At 37.1% G+C, this 26,329-nt stretch carries 23 protein-coding genes and 1 pseudogene; 19 read left to right on the plus strand and 5 right to left on the minus strand.

Translation table 11 applies throughout. The features are described 5' to 3' along the window. Positions 1-83 precede the first annotated feature (83 nt). The 3 genes from BAU27_RS33270 to lhgO all read left to right on the plus strand — a co-directional run bounded on the left by BAU27_RS33270 (position 84) and on the right by lhgO (position 2,722). Positions 84-212, plus strand: coding sequence for a hypothetical protein (locus BAU27_RS33270; RefSeq protein WP_002159095.1), 129 nt, complete (start codon positions 84-86; stop codon positions 210-212). A gap of 310 nt (positions 213-522) precedes the next feature. Beyond that, positions 523-1,461, plus strand: coding sequence for a glutarate dioxygenase GlaH (gene glaH, locus BAU27_RS24645; protein WP_071772268.1), 939 nt, complete (start codon positions 523-525; stop codon positions 1,459-1,461). A gap of 58 nt (positions 1,462-1,519) precedes the next feature. Beyond that, positions 1,520-2,722: an L-2-hydroxyglutarate oxidase gene (gene lhgO, locus BAU27_RS24650; RefSeq protein ID WP_071772269.1), complete on the plus strand. Its 1,203-nt coding sequence runs from the start codon at positions 1,520-1,522 to the stop codon at positions 2,720-2,722. Between the two features lie 73 nt (positions 2,723-2,795). Here the strand turns inward: lhgO and BAU27_RS24655 are convergent, their stop codons facing one another. Continuing rightward, positions 2,796-4,175 carry a sigma-54 interaction domain-containing protein gene (locus BAU27_RS24655; RefSeq protein ID WP_071772270.1) on the minus strand — a complete coding sequence of 460 codons (1,380 nt, stop codon included), beginning with the start codon at positions 4,173-4,175 and terminating at the stop codon, positions 2,796-2,798. A 161-nt stretch (positions 4,176-4,336) separates the two neighbouring features. On the opposite strand from BAU27_RS24655, the gene BAU27_RS24660 reads away from it, so the two are divergent. From BAU27_RS24660 to BAU27_RS33630, 4 genes and pseudogenes are all read left to right on the plus strand, one after another. Further along, a complete protein-coding gene (locus BAU27_RS24660) occupies positions 4,337-5,341 on the plus strand; it encodes a proline racemase family protein (protein WP_071747955.1) in 1,005 nt (334 codons plus the stop codon). Between the two features lie 25 nt (positions 5,342-5,366). Further along, complete coding sequence (locus BAU27_RS24665) at positions 5,367-6,602, plus strand: dicarboxylate/amino acid:cation symporter (RefSeq protein ID WP_071772271.1); 1,236 nt, start codon at positions 5,367-5,369, stop codon at positions 6,600-6,602. Beyond that, on the plus strand, positions 6,596-7,573 hold the full coding sequence (locus tag BAU27_RS24670; protein ID WP_071772272.1) for an ornithine cyclodeaminase family protein: 978 nt from the start codon (positions 6,596-6,598) through the stop codon (positions 7,571-7,573). Before BAU27_RS24665 ends, BAU27_RS24670 begins: the two co-directional genes overlap by 7 nt. A gap of 128 nt (positions 7,574-7,701) precedes the next feature. Further along, positions 7,702-7,787: pseudogene (locus BAU27_RS33630) on the plus strand (hypothetical protein); the annotation flags it as partial. A 330-nt stretch (positions 7,788-8,117) separates the two neighbouring features. On the opposite strand, the gene BAU27_RS24675 reads toward BAU27_RS33630, so the two are convergent. Beyond that, on the minus strand, positions 8,118-8,456 hold the full coding sequence (locus tag BAU27_RS24675; RefSeq protein ID WP_071747949.1) for a hypothetical protein: 339 nt from the start codon (positions 8,454-8,456) through the stop codon (positions 8,118-8,120). Positions 8,457-8,774: 318 nt separating this feature from the next. Here BAU27_RS24675 and BAU27_RS24680 point away from each other — a divergent pair, with 318 nt between their 5' ends. The 8 genes from BAU27_RS24680 to BAU27_RS32465 all read left to right on the plus strand — a co-directional run bounded on the left by BAU27_RS24680 (position 8,775) and on the right by BAU27_RS32465 (position 16,327). Further along, complete coding sequence (locus tag BAU27_RS24680) at positions 8,775-10,364, plus strand: ABC transporter substrate-binding protein (RefSeq protein ID WP_071772273.1); 1,590 nt, start codon at positions 8,775-8,777, stop codon at positions 10,362-10,364. A 122-nt stretch (positions 10,365-10,486) separates the two neighbouring features. Next, positions 10,487-11,437, plus strand: coding sequence for an ABC transporter permease (locus BAU27_RS24685; protein WP_071772274.1), 951 nt, complete (start codon positions 10,487-10,489; stop codon positions 11,435-11,437). A gap of 6 nt (positions 11,438-11,443) precedes the next feature. Beyond that, complete coding sequence (locus BAU27_RS24690) at positions 11,444-12,295, plus strand: ABC transporter permease (RefSeq protein WP_071772275.1); 852 nt, start codon at positions 11,444-11,446, stop codon at positions 12,293-12,295. Between the two features lie 26 nt (positions 12,296-12,321). Beyond that, positions 12,322-13,314: an ABC transporter ATP-binding protein gene (locus tag BAU27_RS24695; RefSeq protein WP_071772276.1), complete on the plus strand. Its 993-nt coding sequence runs from the start codon at positions 12,322-12,324 to the stop codon at positions 13,312-13,314. After that, positions 13,307-14,278 (plus strand): ABC transporter ATP-binding protein, encoded by a 972-nt coding sequence (locus BAU27_RS24700; RefSeq protein WP_002166287.1) that lies wholly within the window; start codon positions 13,307-13,309, stop codon positions 14,276-14,278. Before BAU27_RS24695 ends, BAU27_RS24700 begins: the two co-directional genes overlap by 8 nt. 807 nt (positions 14,279-15,085) lie before the next feature. Next, a complete protein-coding gene (locus BAU27_RS24705) occupies positions 15,086-15,568 on the plus strand; it encodes a hypothetical protein (RefSeq protein WP_071772277.1) in 483 nt (160 codons plus the stop codon). A 288-nt stretch (positions 15,569-15,856) separates the two neighbouring features. Next, positions 15,857-16,018, plus strand: coding sequence for a hypothetical protein (locus BAU27_RS32460; protein ID WP_165616085.1), 162 nt, complete (start codon positions 15,857-15,859; stop codon positions 16,016-16,018). Positions 16,019-16,168: 150 nt separating this feature from the next. After that, positions 16,169-16,327 (plus strand): hypothetical protein, encoded by a 159-nt coding sequence (locus BAU27_RS32465; protein ID WP_002087303.1) that lies wholly within the window; start codon positions 16,169-16,171, stop codon positions 16,325-16,327. A gap of 217 nt (positions 16,328-16,544) precedes the next feature. Here BAU27_RS32465 and blaIII read toward each other — a convergent pair whose 3' ends face one another. Both blaIII and BAU27_RS24725 read right to left on the minus strand, forming a co-directional pair. After that, positions 16,545-17,492 carry a class A beta-lactamase BlaIII gene (gene blaIII, locus BAU27_RS24715; protein ID WP_083596148.1) on the minus strand — a complete coding sequence of 316 codons (948 nt, stop codon included), beginning with the start codon at positions 17,490-17,492 and terminating at the stop codon, positions 16,545-16,547. Positions 17,493-18,104: 612 nt separating this feature from the next. After that, positions 18,105-19,427 (minus strand): MFS transporter, encoded by a 1,323-nt coding sequence (locus tag BAU27_RS24725; protein ID WP_071772278.1) that lies wholly within the window; start codon positions 19,425-19,427, stop codon positions 18,105-18,107. A gap of 225 nt (positions 19,428-19,652) precedes the next feature. Here BAU27_RS24725 and BAU27_RS24730 point away from each other — a divergent pair, with 225 nt between their 5' ends. The 3 genes from BAU27_RS24730 to BAU27_RS24740 are packed head-to-tail and all read left to right on the plus strand — an operon-like array spanning position 19,653 to position 22,910. Beyond that, the gene (locus tag BAU27_RS24730) at positions 19,653-21,242 is read left to right on the plus strand and encodes an ATP-binding protein (RefSeq protein ID WP_071772279.1); all 1,590 of its coding nucleotides are present in this window, start codon (positions 19,653-19,655) and stop codon (positions 21,240-21,242) included. Positions 21,243-21,261: 19 nt separating this feature from the next. Then, positions 21,262-21,939: a response regulator gene (locus BAU27_RS24735; protein WP_071772280.1), complete on the plus strand. Its 678-nt coding sequence runs from the start codon at positions 21,262-21,264 to the stop codon at positions 21,937-21,939. Then, the gene (locus BAU27_RS24740; protein ID WP_071772281.1) at positions 21,936-22,910 is read left to right on the plus strand and encodes a tripartite tricarboxylate transporter substrate binding protein; all 975 of its coding nucleotides are present in this window, start codon (positions 21,936-21,938) and stop codon (positions 22,908-22,910) included. Before BAU27_RS24735 ends, BAU27_RS24740 begins: the two co-directional genes overlap by 4 nt. A gap of 134 nt (positions 22,911-23,044) precedes the next feature. Here the strand turns inward: BAU27_RS24740 and BAU27_RS24745 are convergent, their stop codons facing one another. Beyond that, positions 23,045-24,439 (minus strand): Sau3AI family type II restriction endonuclease, encoded by a 1,395-nt coding sequence (locus tag BAU27_RS24745; protein WP_071772282.1) that lies wholly within the window; start codon positions 24,437-24,439, stop codon positions 23,045-23,047. 343 nt (positions 24,440-24,782) lie between these two features. Here BAU27_RS24745 and dcm point away from each other — a divergent pair, with 343 nt between their 5' ends. After that, a complete protein-coding gene (gene dcm, locus BAU27_RS24750) occupies positions 24,783-26,066 on the plus strand; it encodes a DNA (cytosine-5-)-methyltransferase (protein WP_071772283.1) in 1,284 nt (427 codons plus the stop codon). Positions 26,067-26,329 lie beyond the last annotated feature (263 nt).

A 26,329-nucleotide genomic window follows, 5' to 3' on the forward strand; every position in this document is an offset into this window, starting at 1 on the left:
AGTTTATATCGCCATAAACGAGAGCCAGTTGTATTTCCGTTAACGGGATACGACTGGCTTATTTTATTTGGGAGGTAAGAAAGATGAAAAAGTTAAATGAAGTTCAAGTGGTAAAACAAGAGACGAAAAAAAGAGGGTGCGCAGAAAGTAAGGGGATTTGTAAAATGTGTAAAGTTTGTCGAGAAAATAATAAAAAACGAATTGACAGTTAGAATATTTTGAATTATCATTTAATTAATAAGGTCCATACGAGAAATTAGCCTTCTCTATATCCGATCTTGCTTTCCTGTTTTACAAATATTTTCATACAAACTGTCTATTATTATTGTACTTTAAGAGATTAAAGAACATTCGTAATTATGAGCCAGTTGTACGTTTCTACGATTTTATGTCGTGGTATGCGTATAACTGGCTTTTTCGTTGTTAGGACAGTAAGACCGAATCTCAGCATAAGAAGATAAGGATAACTGTCTGTAAAAAGCGTCAATACGTTCTTCATATTTAAATTAGGGAGGAATTGAAATGTCGATTATTACAGAACAAAATACGAAGATGAAATTTGCAAAGAAATATGAGGGGTATGAAATTGCTCCTCATCCAGAGCATAAACGTTTATATCATATTACGCTAAACCAGCAATTGCTTAAGCAGTTTTTTGAAGAGGTAAAAGAGCATTCAGAGCAGTCACTGCAATACATTCCTTATTCTCGATTTAATCTTGCGGATGGAATGAGAAAGATTTTTGGGCAATCATTTATGGATAACATTCGCGGCATTATTCATGACCGTGAAACGGGCGGATTTACAATTGGGGTGCAAGGTGAAACATCAGATCCAGCAGACTATGTGAAATTTGCAACAGCATTAACACATTTAATCGGGGAGCCAAACTTTGATGCAATGACAGGAACGTATTATGCTAGATTTAATGTGAAAGATACGGATAGTAGTGATTCTTACCTTCGTCAAGCGTACCGATTGTTTACACTGCATACAGACGGTACATTCGTTGATGAGCCGACAGATTGGCTTCTTATGATGAAAATTGAAGAGCAAAATGCAGTAGGCGGAGAATCTCGTTTACTACATTTAGACGATTGGGAAGATCTTCAGAAATTTAGAGAGCATTCACTCGCATCTGTTAAAATTACGTATAAAGCACCACCAAGTAAAAATTCGCAAGAAATCGTCTATCGTGAAACATTTTTTGACGTAAATAACGCACCGTGTATTTGCTTTATTGATCAGTTCGCTTATCCAGATAATATTGAACAAGCAAACTATTTGAAAGACTTATCATATTCTGTTGAAAATTCACCAGCAACACATGCATTGAAATTACCAATTGGGGACTTAGTTCTTTTAAACAACTTATTTTGGATGCACGGAAGAGCTGCATTTGAGAAAAATAAAGATTTATATAGAGAACTAATGCGTCAACGTGGTTGTTTTTCTAAATAAGTTTGTACGGCGGGTCTTAAAAAAGGCCTGCCTTTCATCATATTAAGGGGGAAGTAGGATGTATGACTTTATAATTATTGGCGGAGGAATTGTTGGCCTTTCAACTGGAATGGCTTTAACGAAAAAATTCCCTCGTGCGAAAATCGCGATCATTGAAAAAGAAAAGGAACTTGCACATCATCAAACTGGACATAATAGCGGAGTAATTCATTCTGGAATTTATTATAAACCAGGGAGTTATAAAGCGAAGTTTGCCAAAGAAGGAAACGCAGCTATGGTTCAATTTTGTAAAGAAAATGACATCGCTTATGACATGTGCGGAAAAGTAATTGTCGCTACAGAAAAAGAAGAACTTCCTCTTTTACATAACTTATATGAAAGAGGCTTACAAAACGATTTACGTATTGAAAAAATAGATAAGGAAGAATTAGCTGAAATTGAACCTCATGTAAAAGGACTTGGGGCAATCCGTGTTCCTTCTTGCGGGATTGCTGATTATAAAGGAGTAAGTTATGCATTTGCCCGTTTGATTCAAGAAAGCGGAGGAGAAGTACATTTAGGAACAGCCGCAGAGCGTATTACTGAGAAGAAAGACGCCGTAACAATTGAGACAAACAAAGGCGTATTCAAAACGAAATTCCTCATTAACTGCGCTGGATTACATAGCGATCGTATCGCGAAAAAGACAGGCATATTAACGGATATGAAAATCGTTCCGTTTCGTGGTGAATATTATGAACTTGTCCCAGAAAAACGTCATCTCGTAAAACATTTAATCTATCCAGTCCCAAATCCAGAATTCCCGTTTTTAGGTGTTCATTTCACAAGAATGATAAACGGAGACGTACATGCAGGACCGAACGCAGTATTAAGCTTTAAGCGAGAAGGTTATACGAAAACAGACTTTGATATTAAAGATTTCATGGAAACAATGACATACACAGGCTTCTGGAAAATGGCAATGCCAAATATGAAAGAAGGCATAAAAGAAATGGTGCGTTCATTTAGTAAACAATCATTCCTGAAAAGCTTACAGCGCTTAATACCAGAACTGACAGAAAAAGATATCGTGCCAACTCATGCAGGTGTAAGGGCACAAGCTATTTTATCAAACGGAAATATGGTTGATGACTTCTGCATTATCCCTGGCATCAATTCTCTGCACATTTGTAATGCGCCATCTCCAGCTGCAACGGCTAGTATAAAGATTGGTGAGGAGATTGCTAAGCAAGTACCGGATGTTGTGGCGGTTAGGGTTTAATGGGTAATGGGTCCCCCGGGTTTCGGGGGATTTTTTTGTTTAGTGGTTGGCTGGTTGTAAGTCCCCACACTGCTTAACGCTCTACTTCATAAGTAATCCCATACTTCTTTAATTTCTTATATAAATTAGCCCGGGACATGCCTAACTTTTTCGCAGCGATGCTTTTATTTCCGTACGTGTCTTCGAGAGCTTGTATAATTCTAGTTTTCTCTAAGTTCTTTTTCTCATCAGTGAGTGAACACTCTGTATGATGGACAGACTTTTGCGAAGGCAATAGTTGCAAAATATTTGCTTCGCGTATTTCTTTCCCATCATGAAGGACAATTAATCTTTCTATTATATTGCGTAGTTCACGAATATTACCCGGCCAAAAATATGTATGCAATCGATTCATTGCTTCTTGATGAACGAATGGAGCGGGCTTGTTATATTTAAACGAAAATTCTTTTAAGAAATGATGAGTTAAAAAGGAAATATCGTCTGTGCGCTCTCTTAGCGGCGGGATGTGCGCTGTGAAAACATTTAATCTATAAAACAAATCAGATCGAAAAGTTCCGCTGAGCACCATATCTTCTAAAATACGATTCGTCGCGGCAATAATTCTTACGTTTATTTTTTTCGGCGTTTGTCCGCCAATTCGGTAAATCTCTTTTTCTTGTAAAGCGCGAAGTAGTTTCACTTGCATATCAAGGGGGAGTTCTCCCACTTCATCTAAAAATAAAGTACCGCCATTTGCTAATTCTAACTTTCCTGCTTTTCCGCCTTTAGCGGCTCCAGTATATGCCCCAGATTCATAACCGAATAACTCACTTTCAAAGAGAGCGGCAGGAATAGCGCCGCAATTAATCGGGATAAAGGGTTGCTTGTTTCTAAGGCTTGCTTCGTGAATGGCCTGGGCAAATAGCTCTTTCCCAACGCCGCTTTCTCCTGTAATTAAAATCGTCGCATCAGTTTTTGCTACCTTTTTCATGTTGTGGATAATGTGCTGAAGTGTTGCGTTATTACCTTTAATCGTGCTGAAGGGGTCATCTTGTTGATGTTGAATCATTTGCTTTAATTGCTGTAATTCTTCAGAAGTAGAGGATAATTTTTCATTTAACTTAATCGTCGCGGTAATATCTCTTTCTACAGACATAGAACCAATTAATTCATTGTTTTCATCATAAATAGGAGTCGTACTAATTAAGACGTGCTTATCTGGCCGAGGAAGATGATAAATATCTCGAACCGGTTGCCCGCTCTCAAGAACTTTCAAATTCATAATATCTTCCTTTGAAAAAAACTCTTGCACATTTCTACCGATAATATCTTCTTTCTTAATGTCATACATTTTTTCTGCTGCCTCATTCCAGTACAACATAACGCCCTTCGTATTTACGATAGAAATCGCTTCTTCTACGTAAGAGAGGAGTGTATGTAACGTTGGAACTGCAAAGCTATCGAATTGTTTCATAGTGTAGCCTCCGGAAATTTTATCAAAAAGTAGACAGTAGTATACAGATTTGTTGCCAAAAGGATACACCTTTTTCAGAAAAATGTAAACAAATTAACGATTGGTATGTTGGCATGATACTTGCAATGAAAAGAGTATAAAAGTATGAAGGAGAGATAGAAATGAAGGTTAGTAAAATATACACAACAATTGATGCTCACGTAGCTGGAGAACCACTCCGAATTATTACGGGGGGAGTGCCGGAGATAAAAGGAGAAACGCAATTAGAAAGACGCGCATACTGTATGGAACATTTGGATCATCTTCGTGAAGTTCTTATGTATGAACCGAGAGGACATCACGGCATGTACGGTTGTATCATTACTCCGCCTGCAAGTGCTCACGCTGATTTTGGTGTTTTATTTATGCACAATGAAGGCTGGAGTACGATGTGTGGTCACGGCATTATCGCTGTTATTACAGTCGGGATTGAAACGGGGATGTTTGAAGTGACAGGCGAAAAACAAAAATTCATTATTGATAGCCCTGCTGGGGAAGTTATTGCGTACGCAAAATTTAACGGGAGCGAAGTAGAGTCTGTATCATTTGAAAACGTTCCTTCTTTCGTATACAAAAAAGACGTTCCTATCAAAATAGATGACTATGAATTCCAAGTAGATATCGCATTTGGTGGAGCATTCTACGCTGTTGTAGATAGTAAAGAATTTGGTTTGAAAGTCGATTTCAAAGATTTAGCTGCAATTCAAACGTGGGGCGGTAAAATTAAACACTACATTGAAAGCCAAATGGAAGTAAAACATCCACTTGAAGAAGATTTAAAAGGAATATACGGCGTTATTTTCTCAGATGAACCGAAAGGAAAAGATGCCACTTTACGAAATGTAACGATCTTTGCTGACGGGCAAGTAGATCGTTCTCCTTGCGGCACAGGAACTTCCGCAAGAATCGCAACCCTTTTTGAAAAAGACGCTCTGCAAAAGGGAGAAACATTCATCCACGAATGCATTACTGACGGACAATTTGAAGGAGAAGTGTTATCCGTAACAGAGGTAGACAAATATGAAGCTGTCGTTCCGAAAGTAACGGGGAATGCGTTTATTACAGGATTTCATCAGTTTGTAGTAGATCCGAGAGATGATTTGAAGCGGGGGTTTTTGTTAGCTTAATGTTTTCTTAAGGGAGGGCCTTTGGATGAAGTGGTGGCGAAAACAAAAATTACCTGTGAAAATTTTGATAGGGGCATTAATCGGTATTGCTTTAGGGGTAGCATTTGGACCGAAAGTAGCGGTTTTAAAACCGATTGGGGATATATTTATTCGTTTATTACAAATGATTATCGTTCCTTTAACTTTTTTAAGCATCGTCTCAGGCATTGCGGGGCTTGAAAATCCGAAAATGTTACGGGCAATTGGCGGAAGAATTTTCATTTACTATGCAATGACAGCGGTATTAGCGACTAGTATTGGCGTAGTAATTGCTTATATTATCAATCCTGGTAAAGGGGTAGAAGGTCTTCTTGCGAGCGGGCAGAACTTTAAAGAGGAGAAGTTTAGTTTTGTAGATAATATTGTGCAATGGTTTCCTTCCAATGTCATTCAAGCAGCAGCAGAAACAAGTATGCTTCAAATTATTATCTTTGCTATTTTTGTCGGCATGGCTCTTATTCTTCTTGGCGATCAAGCGAAAGGGACTCGTAAACTAGTTCATGAAGGTGCAAAAATAATGATTAAAATTGCGGAAATGGTTATTGGATTTGCACCGTACGGAATTATGGCGTTAATTGCTCATGTAGTTGGCACATTTGGATCAGATATGCTTACAGCGGTTGTTAGCTATGTAGTAGCTGATTATTTGTCATTGTTACTTATTATTCTCGTTATGTATCCAATTGTATTAAAAGTTTTCGGGAAGATAGGTCCAGTACATTTTTATAAGCAAGCAAGTCCAGCTATGCTCGTAGCTGCAAGTACGACATCGAGCAGCGCAACGCTTCCAGTAACGATGGAAGTGGCGCAAAAAAGACTTCGTATATCAGAATCAGTAGCTGGCTTCACCATTCCGCTTGGAGCTACTATTAATATGAATGGACTATCAGCGGCGCTTGGTGTTTTAGCGGTTTTTGCATTAAATGTATATGGAATTCCAATTACATTTGGGCTTATTGTGCAAACTGTATTTTTAGGAATCGTCCTTGCAGCGGGCTGCGCCGGAGTAAAAGGTGCAGACGTTATTACTGCGACCATTTTACTTTCTACACTAGGGCTCCCGCTAACAATTATCCCGATCATCGCGGCTGTTTCCCCGCTCGTTGATATGGGGCATACTGTTGTGAATATTACAGGTGATTTAGTAGGAGCGCAGGTTGTGAATGAAAATATAGCACAAAGTGAGGAGAAGAATATAGGAAAGGGTGAACAAATATGCTAGTCATAAGCGCAAATGAACAAAGAAACTTAGTAAATATGAATGAAGTCATTGAATATGCGGCGCTTGCTTTAAAAGAATTTTCAGCAGAAAGAACGATCACACCAATTCGCGGCTCATTACCATTTGCGAACGAGCAAAATACCGCATTAATTATGCCTTCGGTAGCGGAAGGACTGGAAGCTCTTGGTTTAAAAGTAGTAACAGTAGTCCCGCAAAACAAAAAGATAGGAAAGAAAACGATAAACGGGATTGTAATGCTATCAGACTTTCAAACAGGAGAACCACTCGCACTTTTAGAAGGTTCCTATTTAACGATGATCCGAACAGGCGCCTTATCAGGAGTAGCGACAAAACATTTAGCTCGTCATAACGCAAAAACTTTATGTATCATCGGCACCGGTGAACAGGCAAAAGGAATTGCAGAAGCTGTATTCACGGTTAGAGATATTGAAAAAGTAATTTTATACAACCGAACGGAAGAAAAAGCCTATGCATTCGCGCAATATATACAAGAGAAATTCAACAAACCAGCTTATGTTTACGCAAGTCCAGATGAAGCGATAAGTGAAGCAGATATCATCGTCACAACAACGAACGCATCCACACCAGTCTTCTCAGAAAAACTACAAAAAGGGGTCCACATAAACGCCGTCGGTTCATTCAGACCGAGCATGCAAGAACTACCATCTCACGCCATCACAAGCGCAAACAAAGTAGTAGTCGAATCAAAAGAAGCAGCATTAGAAGAAACAGGTGATCTTCAAGTTCCTATAAAAGAAGGATTATTTGAAGCGAGCGACATCCACGCTGAACTTGGCCAAATTATAAGCGGGGAAAAGGCCGGCCGCGAAAACGATGAAGAGATTACTATTTTCAAATCGGTTGGTTTGGCAGTAGTGGATATTATCGTTGCGAAGTATTTGTATGAGAAAGCGGTGGAGCGTGGAGTGGGGACTACGATTCAGTTTTGAGGCTGCCTTTTGGTGGTCTTTTTAATTTGGGTTATAAGTTACTCTATTTGGTGCTTCATATATTTTTGTATATGAAAGTGTATGGAGATTATATTGTGGTGTTCTTTTTGTTTATAATGCGCTTTTGCATCTCAAATGTAATGCAAAAGCTAGTGTTAAAGGACATTCACAAGTAGTTGTTGAACTCCTTCGCAAGGGAGAGCTTGAAAGATAAGAAAGCAGCTGAGTTTTATACAAAGAGTCGGCTATTTTTCTGTTTATTTAATACTCTAAAGATACACATCTTAAAGAATATAAGATATTTATGTTCAAAATGCCTTGGTAATTGATTAGAGAAATGAGTTTGGAAAATAGATTAATTTTATTTAGAGAAGAAGAACTTAGAAAAACATCTAATCATATTATTAATTTGAATGAAAATTTTAATATATATCAGTATTGGATTCTATTGGAGTTGTCTTTGTTTGTCCCTTATTTTCAAATTGGAGAATAAGGGACAAAGTTTTATGAAGGAGTAAATTTAGACATCAAGTATACAGCGTGTTTACCATTCTCGCCATTCTTCTGTTATGTCTTCTTCGGATTCTAAGCCAGCTATTCGTGCTGCTGTATCGATAAATTCATAGAGATCTTCTCTTTCCATTGTTTCGATAAAATAGTCATGTTCGTCATTTAATTCATTTATGTTAACAACGACTTCTTTAACGACTTGCATTATTTCGACTTCGGTTGGATTCTCACCCAATTGCTCTAAATTGTTAATGTAAGTGTCGAGAACTTTATTTGTTGCACTTATATTTTCTTCAGTGAAAAACTCCCCATCTTCATCATTCTCAATCCATGGGGTTGTTGGTTTGTTTTTTTTCAATTCATCAAATGTCATGATAACCTCCTAAAAATGTTTTTTATCTTTAATCTCATTCTACATTTTCGATCATATATAACAACCATTTCAGAGAAATCTCTTGTAGGCTGCTAGTTTTTTAACTCATTTTACGAGGCCATCTATTCGTGGTCTTTTTATTTTACCCTCCGCATAAATATAGTTTATCGCAAGGATTCATTGATAGATTTCAAACTTTCTACCTTTGCGAAAAAGTTTGACAATACATACGGGTAGTGGTAATTTAAAACCTATAAGAAAACTCGGTATTAATTCCGAGTTTTCTTATAGGTGTAAATAGTCGAGAGGGGTCGAAATATGAAGAAGAAGTTGTTTGCATTACCATTTGTCCTACTATTACTTATTGCATTAGCGGCTTGCTCAGGAGAGAAAGATTCTTCGAAGCAAGCGAACACTAGTAAATCAGGGACTCCGAAAGATGGAGGGACGTTAACAGTTGGTGTTAGCGACAATCCCGATACGATGAATCCGCTTTATGCGAATGATCGTGTGTCGTTAACTGTGCAGCAAGCTTTATATGCACCGCTGTATCATATGGAAGACGGTAAGAAAAAGTTTGTTCTTGCTGAGAGCTTTACGCCTTCAGAGGATCAATTAACATGGACTTTAAAACTAAAAGATAATTTGAAATGGCATGATGGTAAGAAAATTACATCAGACGATATTGTATTTACATTCCAATCTATTTTAGATGAGAAGCAAAATAGTTCAAGCCGTGAAAACTTTATTTTTAAAGGAAAGCCGCTTGAGGTGAAAAAAGTGGATGAGCTAACGACTCAATTTGTATTACCACAAGTAAGTGCATCTTTCGAAGGGGTTATGAACGATTTCTTCCCAATTCCGAAACATGTATTTGAAGGTGAAGCAGATTTAGTGAAGAGTAAGAAAAACCTACAACCTGTAGGATCAGGTCCATTTAAATTAAAAGAGTTTAAATCAGATGAATATGTTGCTTTAGAGCGATTCGATGATTATTTTGCTGGTAAAGCGAAATTAGATTCTATCGTGTACCGTGTTGTAAAAGACCGTAATACAGCAAACGTTTCACTTCAAAATGGTCAAATCAATATGAAGATGATTGAGCCGCAAGACTTTAAGAAATTAGATAGCACTGGGAACTTCTCAATGGTCACATTCCCTGAAGGTAGATTATTCTACTTAGCTTATAACTTTAATACAGACCTTATGAAGAAAAAAGAAGTGCGCCAAGCAATTGCGCATGCATTAGATAAGAAAGAAATGATTAACTCAGCATTCGTTTCTAGTCAATTTGCAGAACCGGCAAATTCAATCTTAACGCCAGACGCTATGTATTATGCGAAAGATATTAAAGAATATAAGTATGATCAAAAAGAAGCGAAAAATTTATTAGCAAAAGCTGGTGTAAAAGATAAAGAAAAAATACGCGTTATGTATGTAACGAATAATAAAATTATGGAAAGCTTAGCGCTATATACACAACAAAAATTACAAGAAGTTGGTTTACAAGTTGAACTGAATGCATTAGATGCTAGTGCGGCAAGTGAAAAAGGCTTGGATAAAGAGAATAAAGAATATGACATTACATTTGGTGGTTACATAATGGGACCAGAGCCAGATTCATATAAGAGCTTATTCTTAAGCAATGCAGAATACAATTATGCACGTTATAAAAATGCTGACTTCGATAAGTTATGGGAAGAAGCTGCAGTTGAAACAGATAAAACGAAACGCGCAGAGCTATACCATAAAATTCAAGATACAGCGAGAGAAGACTTACCGTATCTTCCAATCGCATATCCGAAAGCAGTTATTGCAGTAGATAAAAAGTTTGATGGATTAAAAGAAGCAAAAGCAATTCCAGTCACAATGTTTGAAGATCTATCGAAGATTTATGAAGTGAAATAAGAAACTATGAAGAAGCTGGTGGAAATCAGCTTCTTTATCCCGCTTTAACGGGCTGATAATCAGTGGGTGATGGACAAAACCCCACTGATTAAAGTTTCACTTTATCTTGAGGGGGGAAGTTTGTGTATAAAGTAATTGCAAAGAGGCTTTTAAATGCAATTCCGCTTTTATTTGTTATTTCTATTATTTCTTTTCTATTAATAAAACTGGCACCGGGCGATCCAGTTCGAAACTTTGTAACGCCGAATATGAGTCCAATTGATGTCGAGCGTATTCGCAAAAGTTTAGGACTAGATCAACCGATTTACATGCAATATATTTTATGGTTAAAAAATATTTTAACAGGAAACTTTGGATACTCGCTTCAAAATCATCGTCCTGTTTTAGAACTTATTACAGAAAGATTACCCGCAACAATCGGATTAATGGGATCATCTTTACTCGTCTCATTTGTAATCGCAATACCACTTGGACTATTTACAGGTGTGAAAAAGAATTCTATCTTTGATCGCATTGTGAACTTTATCTCCTATGTGGGAATCTCAATGCCAGTCTTTTGGTTCGCTTTACTATTAATCTACTTATTCTCTTTAAAGTTGAACCTTCTTCCGAGTATGGGTATGCGTACAGTCGGTCAAGATTCCTTCTGGGATATTGTCCAGCACGGCATTTTACCTTGCATGGTGCTAGCGTTCCAAAACGTCTCTGTTTATATGAGATATATTCGTTCAAGTACCATCCAGCAATTAGAAGAAGATTACGTACAAATTCAATATGCGTACGGCGCTTCAAAGAAAACAGTTTTATTTAATCACGTACTTCGAAACGTATTAATACCGATCATTACAATTTTCGGATTATCCATTCCAAGTTTAGTAGGCGGAGCGTTCATTACGGAAACAGTATTCTCATGGCCAGGACTCGGTTCACTCGGGGTGAATGCTATTTTTAGATTCGATTATCCAATTATTATGGCAATTACATTACTGTCATCATTCATGTTAATTCTCGGTAACTTAATTGCTGATATTTTATATGGCGTAGTAGATCCGCGCATTCGAATGAGGGGGTGATTTGGAATGAATAATAGGAGATTTCAAACGATAAAAAATAGTTTTACGAAAAACAAGTTTGTTGCAATGGGGGTTATCATACTTGCGGTTTTAACGATTGCATCGATTTTTGCATTCATATCACCGTACGATCCTAGTAAAATGTCGATTCCAGATCGCTTACAAGAACCGAGTTTAAGTCATCCGTTCGGCACGGATGATTACGGAAGGGATTACTTAACGAGAGCGTTATATGGCGGACGAGTTTCACTTGCGGTTGGTTTTCTAGCGATGGTTGTTTCCATTACAATCGGTACGGCAGTTGGAACAATTAGCGGATATTTTGGCGGAAAGTTAGACAACTTCTTAATGCGAGTTGTTGAAGTTCTTATGTCGATTCCGTCATTCTTTTTAATGTTGTTATTAAATGCGTATTTAAAACCAGGAATTACAACGCTTGTTCTTATTATCGGATTATTAACGTGGATGGACACCGCGCGTATCGTAAGGGCAGAAACGTTATCTGTAAAAGAGCGTGAGTACGTTTTGTATGCAAAAGTATCGGGACAAAAGTCATTGATGATTATTGTAAGACACATCATTCCTAACATTTTATCGACCATTATAATCGCAGCGACATTAACAATTGCGACATCGATTTTAATGGAATCATCACTTAGCTTCTTAGGATTAGGTATTAGAGAACCAGATTCTTCTTGGGGCAGCATGCTGAACAATGCGCAAGGGTACATAGGTGAAGCTTGGTATTTAACGCTCTTCCCAGGGTTCCTTATTTTATTAACAGTACTAAGTTTTAACGTAATTGGTGAAGCGCTGAAGAAAGCTTTTGCACCAAAAGGAGCTGGGAATGAGAACTAAAGTGTTAAGTGAAAGGAGTGAGAAGCGTGTCTGAAAAACTATTAGAAGTAAAAAACTTAAAGACTTCTTTTTTTATAGAAGACGGCGAAGTAGAAGCCGTTCGCGGCGTTTCATTTAGTTTGAAAAAGGGTGAAGTCGTGGGGATTGTTGGCGAATCGGGAAGCGGAAAGAGTGTTATGGCGAAATCCGTTATGGCCCTCGTTACGTCGCCAGGGAAAGTGAAAGAAGGAGAAATTCTATTTCACAATGAAAACGTGCTTTCTAAATCGGAGAAAGAATTGCGTTCTATGAGAGGGAATCAAATTTCACTTATCTCCCAAGATCCAATGTCTGCACTAAATCCAGTTGTGAAAATTGGGAAGCAAATGACGGAAGTAATTATTCGGCATCAAAAAGTGAAAAAGAAAGAAGCAGAGCACATCGCAGTCAACTTGTTAAAACAAGTCGGTCTTTCTTCACCGGAAGAAAGGGTGAAACAATATCCGCATGAACTAAGCGGTGGTATGAAGCAACGGGTTATGATCGCAATGGCGATGTCTTGTAATCCAGACCTTCTCATTGCGGACGAACCGACGACAGCGCTTGATGTAACGATACAAGCACAAATACTAGATTTAATGAAAAACTTAAAAAACGAAACGAATATGTCATTACTTCTTATTACGCATGATCTTGGAATTGTTGCGCAAAACTGTACACGCGTTATCGTTATGTACGGCGGGCTTATTATGGAAGAAGGACATGTACTTGATATTTTCCAATCGCCGAATCATCCATATACGAAAGGGCTATTAAACTCTCTGCCAAAAATATCGAACGGCGTAAAAGAAAGACTAGCGCCAATTCAAGGTGTAACGCCAAACTTATTACATCCGCCGAAAGGATGCCCATTCGCAGAGCGTTGCCCGCATAAAATGGACATTTGTGAAACAGAACGTCCACCATATTTTGAAATCGGAAACGGAAGACGCTCTATGTGCTGGCTAAATGATAGGGCGGTAGGTGATTCCCATGCATGAAGAAAACTTAATTGAAGTTCGGAACTTAAAAAAGTATTTTCCTATTAAAAAGGGACTATTCGGCAGAAAAACAGAGCAATTAAAAGCAGTCGATGACCTAAGCTTCACAATTAAAAAGGGTGAAACATTCGGGCTAGTAGGAGAATCCGGCTGCGGAAAATCAACGACAGGAAGAAGCATCATTCGTTTACACGACGTCACTTCAGGTAACATCCTATTCGACGGAAAAGATATCGCAGATCTAAAAGAAAGTGAACTAAAAGAATATCGAAAACGAATGCAAATCATTTTCCAAGATCCATACGCATCGTTAAATCCGACAATGAACGTATTCCAAATTATTAGCGAACCGATGAACATTCACGGCTCTTACAAAGAGGAAGAAAGAAAAGAAATCATTCTAGACCTACTCAAAAAAGTAGGCCTAAAAGAAGAACACCTATATCGCTACCCGCACGAATTTAGCGGAGGCCAAAGACAGCGCATCAGCATCGCGCGCGCACTATCTGTAAAACCAGACTTCATCCTATGTGACGAACCAATCTCAGCACTAGATGTCTCAGTCCAAGCACAAGTCGTAAACATGCTGCAGGATATTCAAGAAGAAACAGGCGTCACATACTTATTCATCGCACATGACCTATCCATGGTAAGACATATATCAGATAGAATCGGAGTTATGTACTTAGGAAACATAGTAGAAATTGCCGACAGCGAAGACCTATACACAAAACCGGCACATCCATACACACAAGCACTACTCTCATCCATGCCAGAACCAGATCCAACAAACACAGGCAAAGAACGGATCATCCTAGAGGGAGAAGTACCAAGCCCACTAAACTCACCATCCGGCTGCAAATTCAGAACAAGGTGCAAATTCGCCACTGAAAAATGCGCGCAGGAAGTACCGAAGATGGTTGAGATTGCGAAGGGGCATGAAGTGGCTTGTCATTTGTTTTAGAGGGGGAGCATCGGGAGGACCTGGTGGTATTTCAGTTGGTAATATGATAGTTGGTATGGCTTGTAGCGTTAAATAATTTATATAATAAACAATAAACATAAAAAAGAGCTAAGGTTCTCATACAGCCTTAGCTCTTTTTATGTTTGTTAAACAATATCCTTTCAAAAAATATTTAAGTCTATATTTATCCCGCTATTTGCCGGGCAGTAAAACTCCCACCTCAAAATTCAGGTGGAGCAAAGAAGTTAGGTGGGAGATCGACTGCCCGTAAACGCCCGATTGGTGCGGGCTAATAATCAGTGGGGGATGAACAAAACCCCCACTGATTAAAGTTTCACTTTATAATTTTTTCTATCTTAATGCATAAAGACAGGGGAGGATTATATTTAATTTCCGTCCATACTTCTGATGGGATGGACATCAATGAGATGTGGTTTTTTGTTCACGGGTTTTTAACATCTTTATTTACAGTGTTTTGAATGTAAACTAATAATAAAAAGTTTGCTTTCAAATTAGAAAAGGTTAGTCCCTCACTCCACTCCAGCTAAAAACCTCACACCAAAAAACAAAGGGGAACTCAATTGTTCAAACTCATATAAAGTTTCAATCTTGTCTAAGCATCCATTAGGATATACAATTGATCATCTATTTTTCTTTACATAATCTCCAGATACAGTCCATATCAACTATAGATTCTTGTCTTATGCTAAATGTAATCAAAAAGCAAGTAGATAAAGATAATGACTAAAACATTAACTCTAGATACTTTTTTGATGAATATTACAAATAAACAGGAGGTAATGAAAAATGATTAAAACATTATTAGCAGGAGCACTTTTAAGTACAGGATTGGTAGCGGGAGGTGCAGTAGGTGCAGATGATGCGAAAATGGACAATTTAAAGTCAAATGAAGATAGTTCAAATCAAGTAATTACACAAAGTGCAGATGGAACAACGTCTTTCTCACAAAACTTTGATTTACCTAAAGATGCAGTGCCAGCAACTCCTAAAGGAGACGCAAAAACTGTTGAAAGAACAGAAGGTACAGGTTCTCAACCTGGATTTGAAATGGGAGCCCCTGAAAAACCAGAACATGCAAAAACTGTTGAAAGAACAGAAGGTACAGATTCTCAAGAAGGAAAAATGGTACCAACAAAAGAAGGTACAGATTCTCAATCTGGATTTGAAATGGGAGCCCCTGAAAAACCAGAGCATGCAAAAACTGTTGAAAGAACAGAGGGCACAGACTCTCAAGAAGGAAAAATGGTACCAACAAAAGAAGGAAATTAAATAATATATAGTTATAACGAAGAGCATCCAAAAAGTGGTGCTCTTTTTATATTATAGGAATCAACCGGTTTTACTCAATATAGAACTGTGGCGGGAATTCAAGCTAGAATATGGGTTACTGTCTCTTCAAATCATGGTGTTTGAAGCACTAGTTTTGGTGGTAACGTTACAACATAAACATTTTATTAGAGATTTTTTAAATTTACATACACTCTAGATAAACTACATATCAACTTCAGATACGTGTTTTATGATACAAGTAATCAAACAAAAGGAGGGCAATACAAAATGATTACAACAGTATTAACAGGGCGCTCTTTTAAGTACAGGAGATTATTAACAGGTGGAGAAAATGTTGAAGATGTACAGACAGATAAACATATTCCATATGAACAAAATGAATTGCAGCAAACTCTAGAAAAGTACGATTCGAAGAAATTTGAGTTATAAAAAGAAAGTAGATAAATATAGTGAAAATAGATAAATTGACAAGAGAAAAGCACTTTGTGTATATCACAGGTGCTTTTTATTTTCATTTTGATATAGGGCTTGAATTAAATTTTTAAACTAAAATATATACGGCAAAAAGGGGGGAGTTCATTGCACAAAGTTATTTATGGAATATTAATTTTAATTTATACTTTGTATTCATTTTTTGTAAGTGATGGAAGTGAAGTAAGGTTTATTATGGTGTTAACTATAGTACTTATCTTTTCTGTGGTTTTAGAAAAAGGAAATGCAAACAAAACGACTGATTAAAGGTCTTTTTGTTTGCATTTTTTAGTTGGCTATTAAAGTCCAGATGTTTTAGAGGTAGCACCAAATCGCCATCAAGCTTAAAAAACGATTTATCCCCAAACAATAAAAATGAGCTTTTTATTACAAGTTAGCACCAAATTTCGTTTTTGGGACACTATTAAATTTTTAGTTGATGAAAACACTCACCTAAAATAGAAAACTTTTAACCTATTATCATTTATTCCGTGGCTTTTAAGGTATTTAACACGACTTTGGTTGCGTCTGCAATAAGTTTATCATCGTATTTAGCATCTTCTTTATCATGATTAGAAAGTATAGCAAGAACAATCGGCTTTTTATTTGGTGGCCAAATAATTGCGATATCATTTCTTGTTCCGTAAGATCCCGCGCCTGTTTTATCAGCTACTTCCCATCCTTTTGGTACGCCCGCACGAATCAATTTATCTCCAGTTGTATTTCTCTTCATCCAATCTACTAATAGTTCACGTTTTTCTATTGGAAGTGCAGTTCCTAATGTAAATGATTGAAGTGTCTTAGCTATCGCTTCTGGTGTACTGGTATCATGTGTTTCTCCTGGATGCACTTCATTTAATTCAGGTTCAAATCGTTCTGAAGTAGTAACAGTATCTCCCATTTCTCTCAAGATTTTTTCAAATTCAGAGGGCCCCCCTAACTGTTTAAGAATCAAATTATGTGCTGTGCTGTCACTATATCGAACAGAAGCATCTGCAAGTTCTTTTAACGTCATTCCTGTACCAACATGCTTTTCAGTAATTGGATTATAATTAGAAAGATCTTCATGAGTATACGTAATCCTTTGATCAAGAGCTTCTAATGAGTTCTTGCGTAAAAGAGCGCCCACAGCTAATGATTTAGATGTAGATGCAAATGCAAAACGATCATCTGAATGATAAGCAACAGTTTGATTTGTACCTGTGTCCAGTGCATAAATACCAAGCTTAGCATCATATTCTTTTTCAAGTTTAGCGAAAGATTGATTACCTGTATTTTCTTGTTTAATTTGATTAGCTTGATTCGCTTGTTTAGGTGGTTCAGATTGAGTGTTACTATTGGAACAGCCTATAAGTGATACACATGAAAGTAATACTACAGGCACAATCTTTTTGTAATGTGAGATGTTAAAGAACTTGTTTAAAACGAACATAAATTTTCAACCTCTTTCAAGAATATATGGATTTTGTCTAGGTATTCTAAATACCGATGCAATTAAAGATGGCATTGGGTAACAATACTACTGCAGCTAAAATTTCACAGGTTAAATTACATTCAAAACGTTTATCCCGCATTAACGGGCAGTAAGACCCCCACTGATTAAAGTTTCACTTTATATGATTGATAAGTCACGGTTTGGGCTGTTTCTTTTTTGTTTCCACTTGTAATGGTTCACCTGTGAAAGTATTAAACTTGTAATACTTAACCGTAGTATTACGATGCGTATTTTTCACTTTTTGGGATAATAAGTCCTTTCTTTTTTTTGTAATACATAAAAATAGATGTCAAACGGGATATGTTCTATCCAATCTGGACAACTCATATTAGAAATACACTTATTAGACACTCTAAGTAATAAATTTGTTCCACTTTAAGATGAGGAAGAATTTGGGGTTTGTAAAATAACAATGGAACTACGTGTTTTTTCGTCATACAAAAACCTCTACATATAAGTAGAGGTTTTTAAATTGTATATTAATGAATTATGCTTTTTTAGATAAAGAAAATCGAGTTCAGGTAAACGAAGAACATAGCATACGTAATTTTAACTAGATTTATTATTAGCTAGTGTATCTCCACCATTAAGCTCCGCCTCAATCTGCGAAGTCTTCGATGACTCATCCATACGCCAATACGTAATAAAGCTTATCGCGATACATCCAGCTACATAGAAGTAGAATAGTGATTCCATTCCGATACTCTTTAGCCATAATGCGATGAACTCGGCTGTTCCGCCAAATATCGCAACAGTTAGTGCATACGGTAAACCTACGCCTAGTGCGCGAATTTCAGTTGGGAAGAGTTCGGCTTTTACAATTGCGTTAATGGAAGTGTAACCAGTAACGATAATGAGGCCGACCATCATGAGTAAGAATGCTACAATTGGTTCTGTCGTTTTTTCCATAAAGAAGAAGATTGGTGCTGTGAGTAAAGTTCCGAGAATACCGAAAGCCATTAATAGTGGGCGGCGTCCGATTTTATCAGATAATAGCCCTGCAATTGGCTGAAGTACAACGAATATAAGTAGTGCGACAAAGTTAATCCAGCTTACAATTTCTTTCGGAAGACCGACTGTGTTTACCATGAATTTTTGTAAATATGTTGTGTACGTATAGAATGCAACAGTGCCTCCAAGTGTTAGGCCGACTACAGTTAATACTGCTTTCGGATGCTTCATAAGAGCGCGAATTGTTCCTGCGTTTTCGCGGTTTTTAGATTCCATTTTTGAGAACTGCTCCGATTCATCCATCGTACGGCGAAGCCATAATACAGCTACTGCGCCCATTGCTCCAATAATGAATGGAATACGCCATCCCCAAGCTTTCATATCTGGTTCGCTTAGTAATTGCTGAAGAACAATTTGAACGCCTAACGCAACCATCTGTCCAGCAACGAGCGTTACATATTGGAAACTTGAATAAAAGCCACGGCGTCCACTACTAGCCATTTCAGATAAATACGTTGCGGAAGTTCCATACTCTCCGCCGAGTGACAACCCTTGCAGTAAACGAGCGAGAACTAAAATAATTGGCGCCATAATACCGATGCTTTCGTAACTAGGTGTACAGGCGATAATTAAAGAACCACCGGCCATAACTGTAATGGAAAGCGTTAATGCTGCCCGGCGTCCGTGCCGATCTGCATAACGTCCCATTAGCAAACTTCCGATAGGGCGCATTAAAAATCCAACTGCGAAAATAGCTGCTGTGTTCAGTAACTGACTCGTTGGATCTCCTTTAGGAAAGAATTCTGCTGAAAAATAAACAGCAAAAGCAGAGTAAACGTACCAGTCGTACCATTCAATTAAATTGCCGACGGAACCTTTAAAGATATTGCCGGCGACTCGGTTAGATTTTGCTTGAGCCATAATAATTCCTCCTCTTGCTTATAAATAAAATGACAATTATGAAAGCGCGTTCAATATAGTTGAATTGTACTGTTCATGGACTAAAATCTCAATATTATGACAATTTTATTCTTTTTGTACTTTATGTACATGAAGAGTTTTAATAGTTGCTTCATTATTAGTTTTGTCATAATAATAGAAAAAGGAGATTGATAGTTTTGAATATTTTTTCAAAGGATATGGAGTATGAAGAAATCACGCAAAGTGTCATTACAAACGAAAATAGTAAGCTTAATTATTACGTTAATTTTATTTGTCGTTCTCCTATTAGCCGGAATATTTGTTTACATTCAGTCCGTTGATACGAAGCGCCAAGTGGAACAATTAGCTCTGCAAACGGCGAAGTCACTTTCTTTTATGCCAGCTATAAAAGATGCTTTTCAATATAACGAGCATAAAAGTACCATTCAATCCATTGCGGAACAAGTTCGTGAGCAAGCTGGTGCAGATTATGTAATTGTGGAAGATCGCTATGGGGTTATGTATTCGCATTCTAATTCGGAGTTGATTGGTACAAAGAGTAACAATCCATATAACTATGAAGCACTCACTTTTGGTGGCTATTATACGCTCGAAGGAAATGGTGCAAGTGGCCCGGCTTTAATGGCGAAAGCACCTATTATTATTCATAACGGAGACTATGATCAAGTCGTAGGCGTTGTGACAGTAGAGTTTTTAATAAAAGGTATTGAATCTAACATATTGAGCAGAACGAAAGAAATTATCCTCTTCTCCTTAGCGGTGTTATTAGCCGGAATTGTTGGTGGCATTCTTTTAGCACGTAGTATCAGGAAAGATACACTCGGTCTAGAACCGAATGAAATCGCAGCGCTATATCGGGAACGAAGCGCAATACTACTATCTATAAAAGAAGGAATTATCGCCATTGATCAAAACGGTTTTATTACGATGATGAACACTTCGGCAGAAGAAATGCTGCATGTAAGTGATGATTATATGCATCAGCACATTTCAAGAGTTTTACCGAATTTTAATATGGAAAGAGTGTTAGAAAACGATCAAGAAATCGCGTTTCAAGATAAAGTGTTTATTTTAAACATGACACCGATACTCGAAAATAACAGTACAGTAGGTATTGTATGTAGTTTTAGAGATAAAACCGAATTGCAAAACCTTGTGAACACAATATCTGAGGTAAGAAAGTATTCAGAGGACTTACGCGCTCAAACGCATGAATTTACAAATAAACTTTTCGTTTTATCAGGTTTATTGCAGTTAGGGCACTACAGAGAAGCGATTGAATTTATCCAACAAGAATCTACTATTCATCAAAGCCAAAACCATATTTTATTTCATCAAATTCACGATGCGAAAGTACAAGCTATTTTATTAGGGAAACTCGGAACAGCGTCTGAAAAGAAAATTGATTTTCATATTGAGGGAGATAGTGCTCTTCAGCCATTACCAGACCATATAAAAGTTTCACACCTCATTACGATTGTTGGAAACATAATCGACAATGCGTTTGATGCGGTGAGTGAACGAGAGGAAAAGAGTGTTTCGTTCTTTGTTACGGATATTGGGCACGATATCGTTTTTGAAGTGATAGATAGCGGGATAGGAGTACCAGCAGAAAAAATCGCAACTATTTTTCAAAAAGGATTTTCAACGAAAGGAAATGACCGTGGTTACGGACTAGCAAACGTGAAAGAAATGGTAGATCTACTAGAAGGAACAATTGAAATTCAAAACGAGAAAAATGGGGGAGCTATTTTTACAATTTACCTTCCGAAAACATTGAGAGAAAGTACATAACAAACAGGGGGATGGACATATGTTGAAGGTCGCAATTGCAGAAGATGATTTCCGCGTAGCGCAAATTCAGGAAGAGTTTTTATCAAAAATAAAAGATGTAAAAGTGATCGGAAAAGCATTGAACGCAAAAGAAACGATGGAACTACTACAAAAGGAAGAAATCGATTTACTTCTATTAGATAACTATTTACCAGATGGAATCGGAACAGACTTATTACCACAAATCCATGCTGATTTTCCAAACGTTGACGTCATTATGATTACAGCAGCGAATGAAAACCATATGCTAGAAAAAGCAATTCGAAACGGCGTAAGCAACTACCTTATAAAACCGGTCACGTTAGAAAAATTTGTCCGTACAATTGAAGACTATAAAAGAAAGAAGCAATTATTACATAGTAACAATGAAGTAAATCAAGCACTCATCGATAACTTTTTCGGTACTTCGCAAATGCAAGATATGAAAAACTTACCGACAGGTGTTGATCCGTTAACACTTCAAAAAGTGAAAGGAATTATAAAAGGATTCGAAGAGGGCATTACAATAGAAGAAATGGGAGAACAAATGGGAGCTTCTAGAACAACCGCGAGAAGATATTTAGAATACTTAGTAGCGACAAACGAATGCACAGTAGAGTATACATACGGCATTATCGGGCGACCAGAACGAAAATATCGAATAGGACGAGGACTATGAAAAAACGATTATTACTATGTATATGGATCATGACAGGAGTAATAGCTGGTTGTTCCTCGGAAAAATCCCATACGAATAAAGTGAACATCGACAAAGTAGAAATCGTTGCGCCAAACGTTCAAGGAGCAGGATGGGACTTAACAGCACGAGCGATGCAAAAAACGCTGACAGAAGAAAAAATCTTCACAAAACCAATCACTGTCACAAATAAAATAGGTGGCAGTGGTGATGTCGGATGGAAATATACGAAACAAAAAGGTGGTCACGTACTGGCGATTAACTCAAGCTTACTCATAACGAACAACCTACTAGGCCACAGTAAACTAACATATAAAGACTTTACACCGCTCGCGCTACTTGCATCAGACTGGGAAGTCGTTGTCGTATCAAAAGACTCTAGCGTAGATAACGCAAACGAACTAATGGAACAATTAAAACAAGACAAGAAAAACTTCAAAATCGGCGTTGCCCCAGGCCTAGGAAACGACGATCACCTATCATTCGTACAAGTAAGCAAAGCATTCGGCATAAACCCCGCCGAACTAGAATTCTTCGTCTACGAAAACAAAGAAAAAATCATAAATGCCCTAACGAACAAACAAATAGGCACCGCAACCATGACCCTATCCGAAGCCGAAAAACAATACAAAGCCGGCAAAATAAAAATACTGGCCGTATCCGCACCAAAACGGCTAGACCGATTACCTGAAATTCCAACATGGAAAGAACAAGGAATCGACGTCATCTTCCAGCACTGGAAAGGGATTATGGGTCCGAAAGATATGACGGAGGAAGAGGTTGCTTATTGGGATGGTGTTATTAAAAGAATGGTGGAGAGTGAGAGTTGGAAGGGGATTTTGAGGGAGAGGGGTTGGGAGAGTTTTTATAAGGATAGTGGGGAGACGAGGGGGTTTTTGGAGGAGAGTAGTTTAGGATATGGTGAGTTGGTAGGAGGAATTGGTTTGAAATGATGAGAGGTAGTACTTCCACAATAAGCTATGTAAATCTCTTCTCTTATAGAAAAAATACCTTCTCACCGTGTGTACTAATCATGTGAAGTGAGGAGGTGTTTTTTTGCGGTATAAGGATTGTAGATTAAACTAAATTACTCGTTAACGTTATTGGCAATAATAGAAGCAATATAAGAATTATTCAACCAATAACACTGCTTTGTAATGTACTGACCATCAGGTAAAGTTACTTTATCAGCACCATCGCGAGCTTTTGGTCTAATATGCGCGACGCCGTTGAAATTTATTTTTGGTAGATTATTTGCTTCGACGACTTTATCACCACGTGTTTTGTATTCAATTTGAATACCTTCATTTATCACTTTATTAACTTCTTCCCATAGTTCACGTATTTCTTTTTCTATTGTAGGGACAGGCATGTTCCAAAGCTTAATACCTTTAAAGTAGAGTTTACGGTTTGGGTTTTCTTTTTTTGTTTGGTTAAATTCAAAAATTACGAATAAAAACTTGGTTTGATAGAAGCGTTCTCGAATTTCGCTTTCTTCCCATGATTCGTTTGTCCATTGATGAAAATCAATTGTTTCAAATGACATACTTTGTTCTGGTTTTCCGTTTGGCTCTAAACGAATTGTCTTAAATTCTATATTAGCTTTCGCAAATTCTTCAATTTTATCGAGTCGAGTTCCTTTAATACCAAGTAAAGAGCTTACTAATAACGGAACAAAGCTCTTGGTTGTAGGTTTGTAATCGATAGATAATTTTTGAGCAATTTCTTGATCAGTTAGGCCTATGTAATTCTCAAATTTTGAGTAAAGGATTTCTTCTAAAGATTTTCCTTTTAGTTCATTTGTTGTTGTAAAACTTACTAGTTCTTCGTTTAGGTGATACCTGCGAACTAGTGCTGTCATATAAGAAGGCTTTAACGAAAAAGCTCTTTGCATTGCTGGAATTTCAGAATACGGTTGTGAGCGAAGTGAATTTTTATTGGAACCTTTTGTACAAGCTCCTAAATAGTTTGTATCACCTTCGGATAATTCATGTGCTTTGCCGGCACGAATTTTATTTACGATGGTTTCCCAGTCTTGTTTAATTATTTCTAAATCAGCTTCAGGATAGGTGAACAGAAGACTTTTTGTAATATGAAAATCTTTACGGTCTACGCCAGGTACCCATTCATAGAACATTAGTAGTAGCTTTTCGTTTTTTTTCCAAAAGCTTGATGTCTCAAAGTGTGTATGAACTTCTTCCATATAGTTGATAATATTTAAGACTAGCCGTTCTTTGGCTGATAATGAGCCGTTTTTATTTTGTTTAAATGCAGTTACTTTGAGTTCAATACCAAGGTGTTTAAAGTCAGCTTCTGCGTTTGAATTTACTTCATATCCAAAAAAGCTTTCCTCAATTACTTGTCCTAGCCCACCTTTTGACTTTGCATTTGCGAGTCTGTCAGTTGTATCGATTTCACCAAATGTTTTTCCTTCAGCTTCATGTGCTTTTTGCATTAGTTCTTCTATTGTAGTGTAGTCCATAATAATCTCCTTTCTGTATCTATTGCTGCGTTATACCTTTATAAAACATTGCATATAAAGTTATGCTATAATTAAAAGCTGTTTCAATTTTATATAAGTAAAATTTATAAGGAGGAAAAGGCAGTTTGTTCTATTAAATAACTGTTATATTGGATCTGTTCAAGAGAAGCTGTTTCCTTTTATAATATTGATATTGCGGCGAACTGTTTTCTTAATTGCCACAAGCCAGAAAAAGGAATTGTAAAAAAGTACGGTTCTTGAAATGTTATAGTTGATCTTTTCCTCACTTTTTATTATAATGAAGCATAGATAAATAAAATACCGAAAGGATGTTCGTGTATTTATGGTGAAAGTAGTAGAACTTTTCGCGGGAGTAGGAGGTTTTAGATTAGGACTAGAAGCAAACGAAAACTTTGAAGTTCTTTGGGGCAACCAGTGGGAGCCCTCAACTAAAGCACAACATGCATTTAATTGTTATGCAACTCGCTTTGAAAATAAAGGAATACATGTAAATAGAGATATAGCGGAAGCTTGGCCGGAAATACCTGAGCATGACTTATTAGTAGGAGGCTTTCCTTGCCAAGATTATTCTGTAGCACGTACTTTATCAAATGAAAAAGGAATACAAGGGAAAAAAGGTGTTCTCTTTTGGGAGATAATGAACATAGTTAATTCTCGCAAGCCAAGATTTGTTTTGTTAGAGAATGTAGATAGATTATTGAAGTCACCAGCAAAACAAAGAGGTCGTGATTTTTCTATTATGCTGGCTAGCTTTAGAGATGCAGGTTATGCAGTGGAATGGAGAGTTATTAACGCCGCAGATTATGGAAACTCACAAAGAAGACGAAGAGTATTTATTTTTGCGTACTTAAAAGAATCTCATTTCGCATCTGTTCAAAATGGAATGAAGTCGTTAGAAATACTATGTGAAAATGGATTCTTTGCTCCGATTTTCAATGTGCATGAAGCACCTAAAGAAAACAAAAAAAGAGGGCAATTTGAGTTGCCGGTCGATATTATTGAGGTTTCTGATACATTTAAAGCTGAATACTATAATTCAGGTGTGATGATAGATGGACAAGTATATACGGAAGAATTAGTTCCAGTAACTGAAAATCCAGAGACTTTAGGTGAGGTTGTTCAGAAAGTATATGCTGAATTTGGTCCAGCAGATGAATCATATTATTTGAAAATGGATAAGATTAACAAAAAGGGAAGAACGGAATTTGAGGAACTTAAGTATCTTAAAGGTCCTAAAAAAGAAGAAAGAGTATCAAAGGCGACGGGTCATAAATATTTCTACTCTGAGGGAGGAATGGCATTCCCTGATGATTTAGATAAGCCTGGACGTACAATGTTAACAAGTGAAGGAACATGTAATAGAAGTTCCCATGTTATTGAAGATCCTTATACAAAAAGGCTAAGATATTTGACACCAGCTGAATGTGAGTTGTTAAATGGCTTCCCAATGGACTGGACGAATACAGGAATGCCACAAAGAAATAGATACTTTTGTATGGGTAATGCTTTAGTGGTTGACTTGGTGGAACGAATGGGTGAGCGAATTTTAGAAATTAACCAGGAAGAAGAAAAAATGAAAGACTTTGTGCAGTTGAGTTGGTTTTAAAAAATAGAGAAGGGACAGAGTGTATAAATTTACTCTGTTCCTTCTCTATTTATTGTTAAGAGTATAAATTAATTTTTAGGTATTTTATGAACCGATACATTTTGTGTAAGAATCACAATGGGTTTCTAAACTATGAATAAATATCTCGCTAGTTACCAATAATCCTAATTGTATTTTGTGGAAACTTGGAAAAGGAGCAGAATTACATGAAATAGTATAAATAAGGCTTATGTAGATTCATTCCTCTTTATGAAAATGGTACT

Source organism: Bacillus sp. NH11B (genome assembly GCF_001884205.1).
In the GTDB taxonomy this organism is placed as follows: Bacteria; Bacillota; Bacilli; order Bacillales; family Bacillaceae_G; genus Bacillus_A; species Bacillus_A proteolyticus.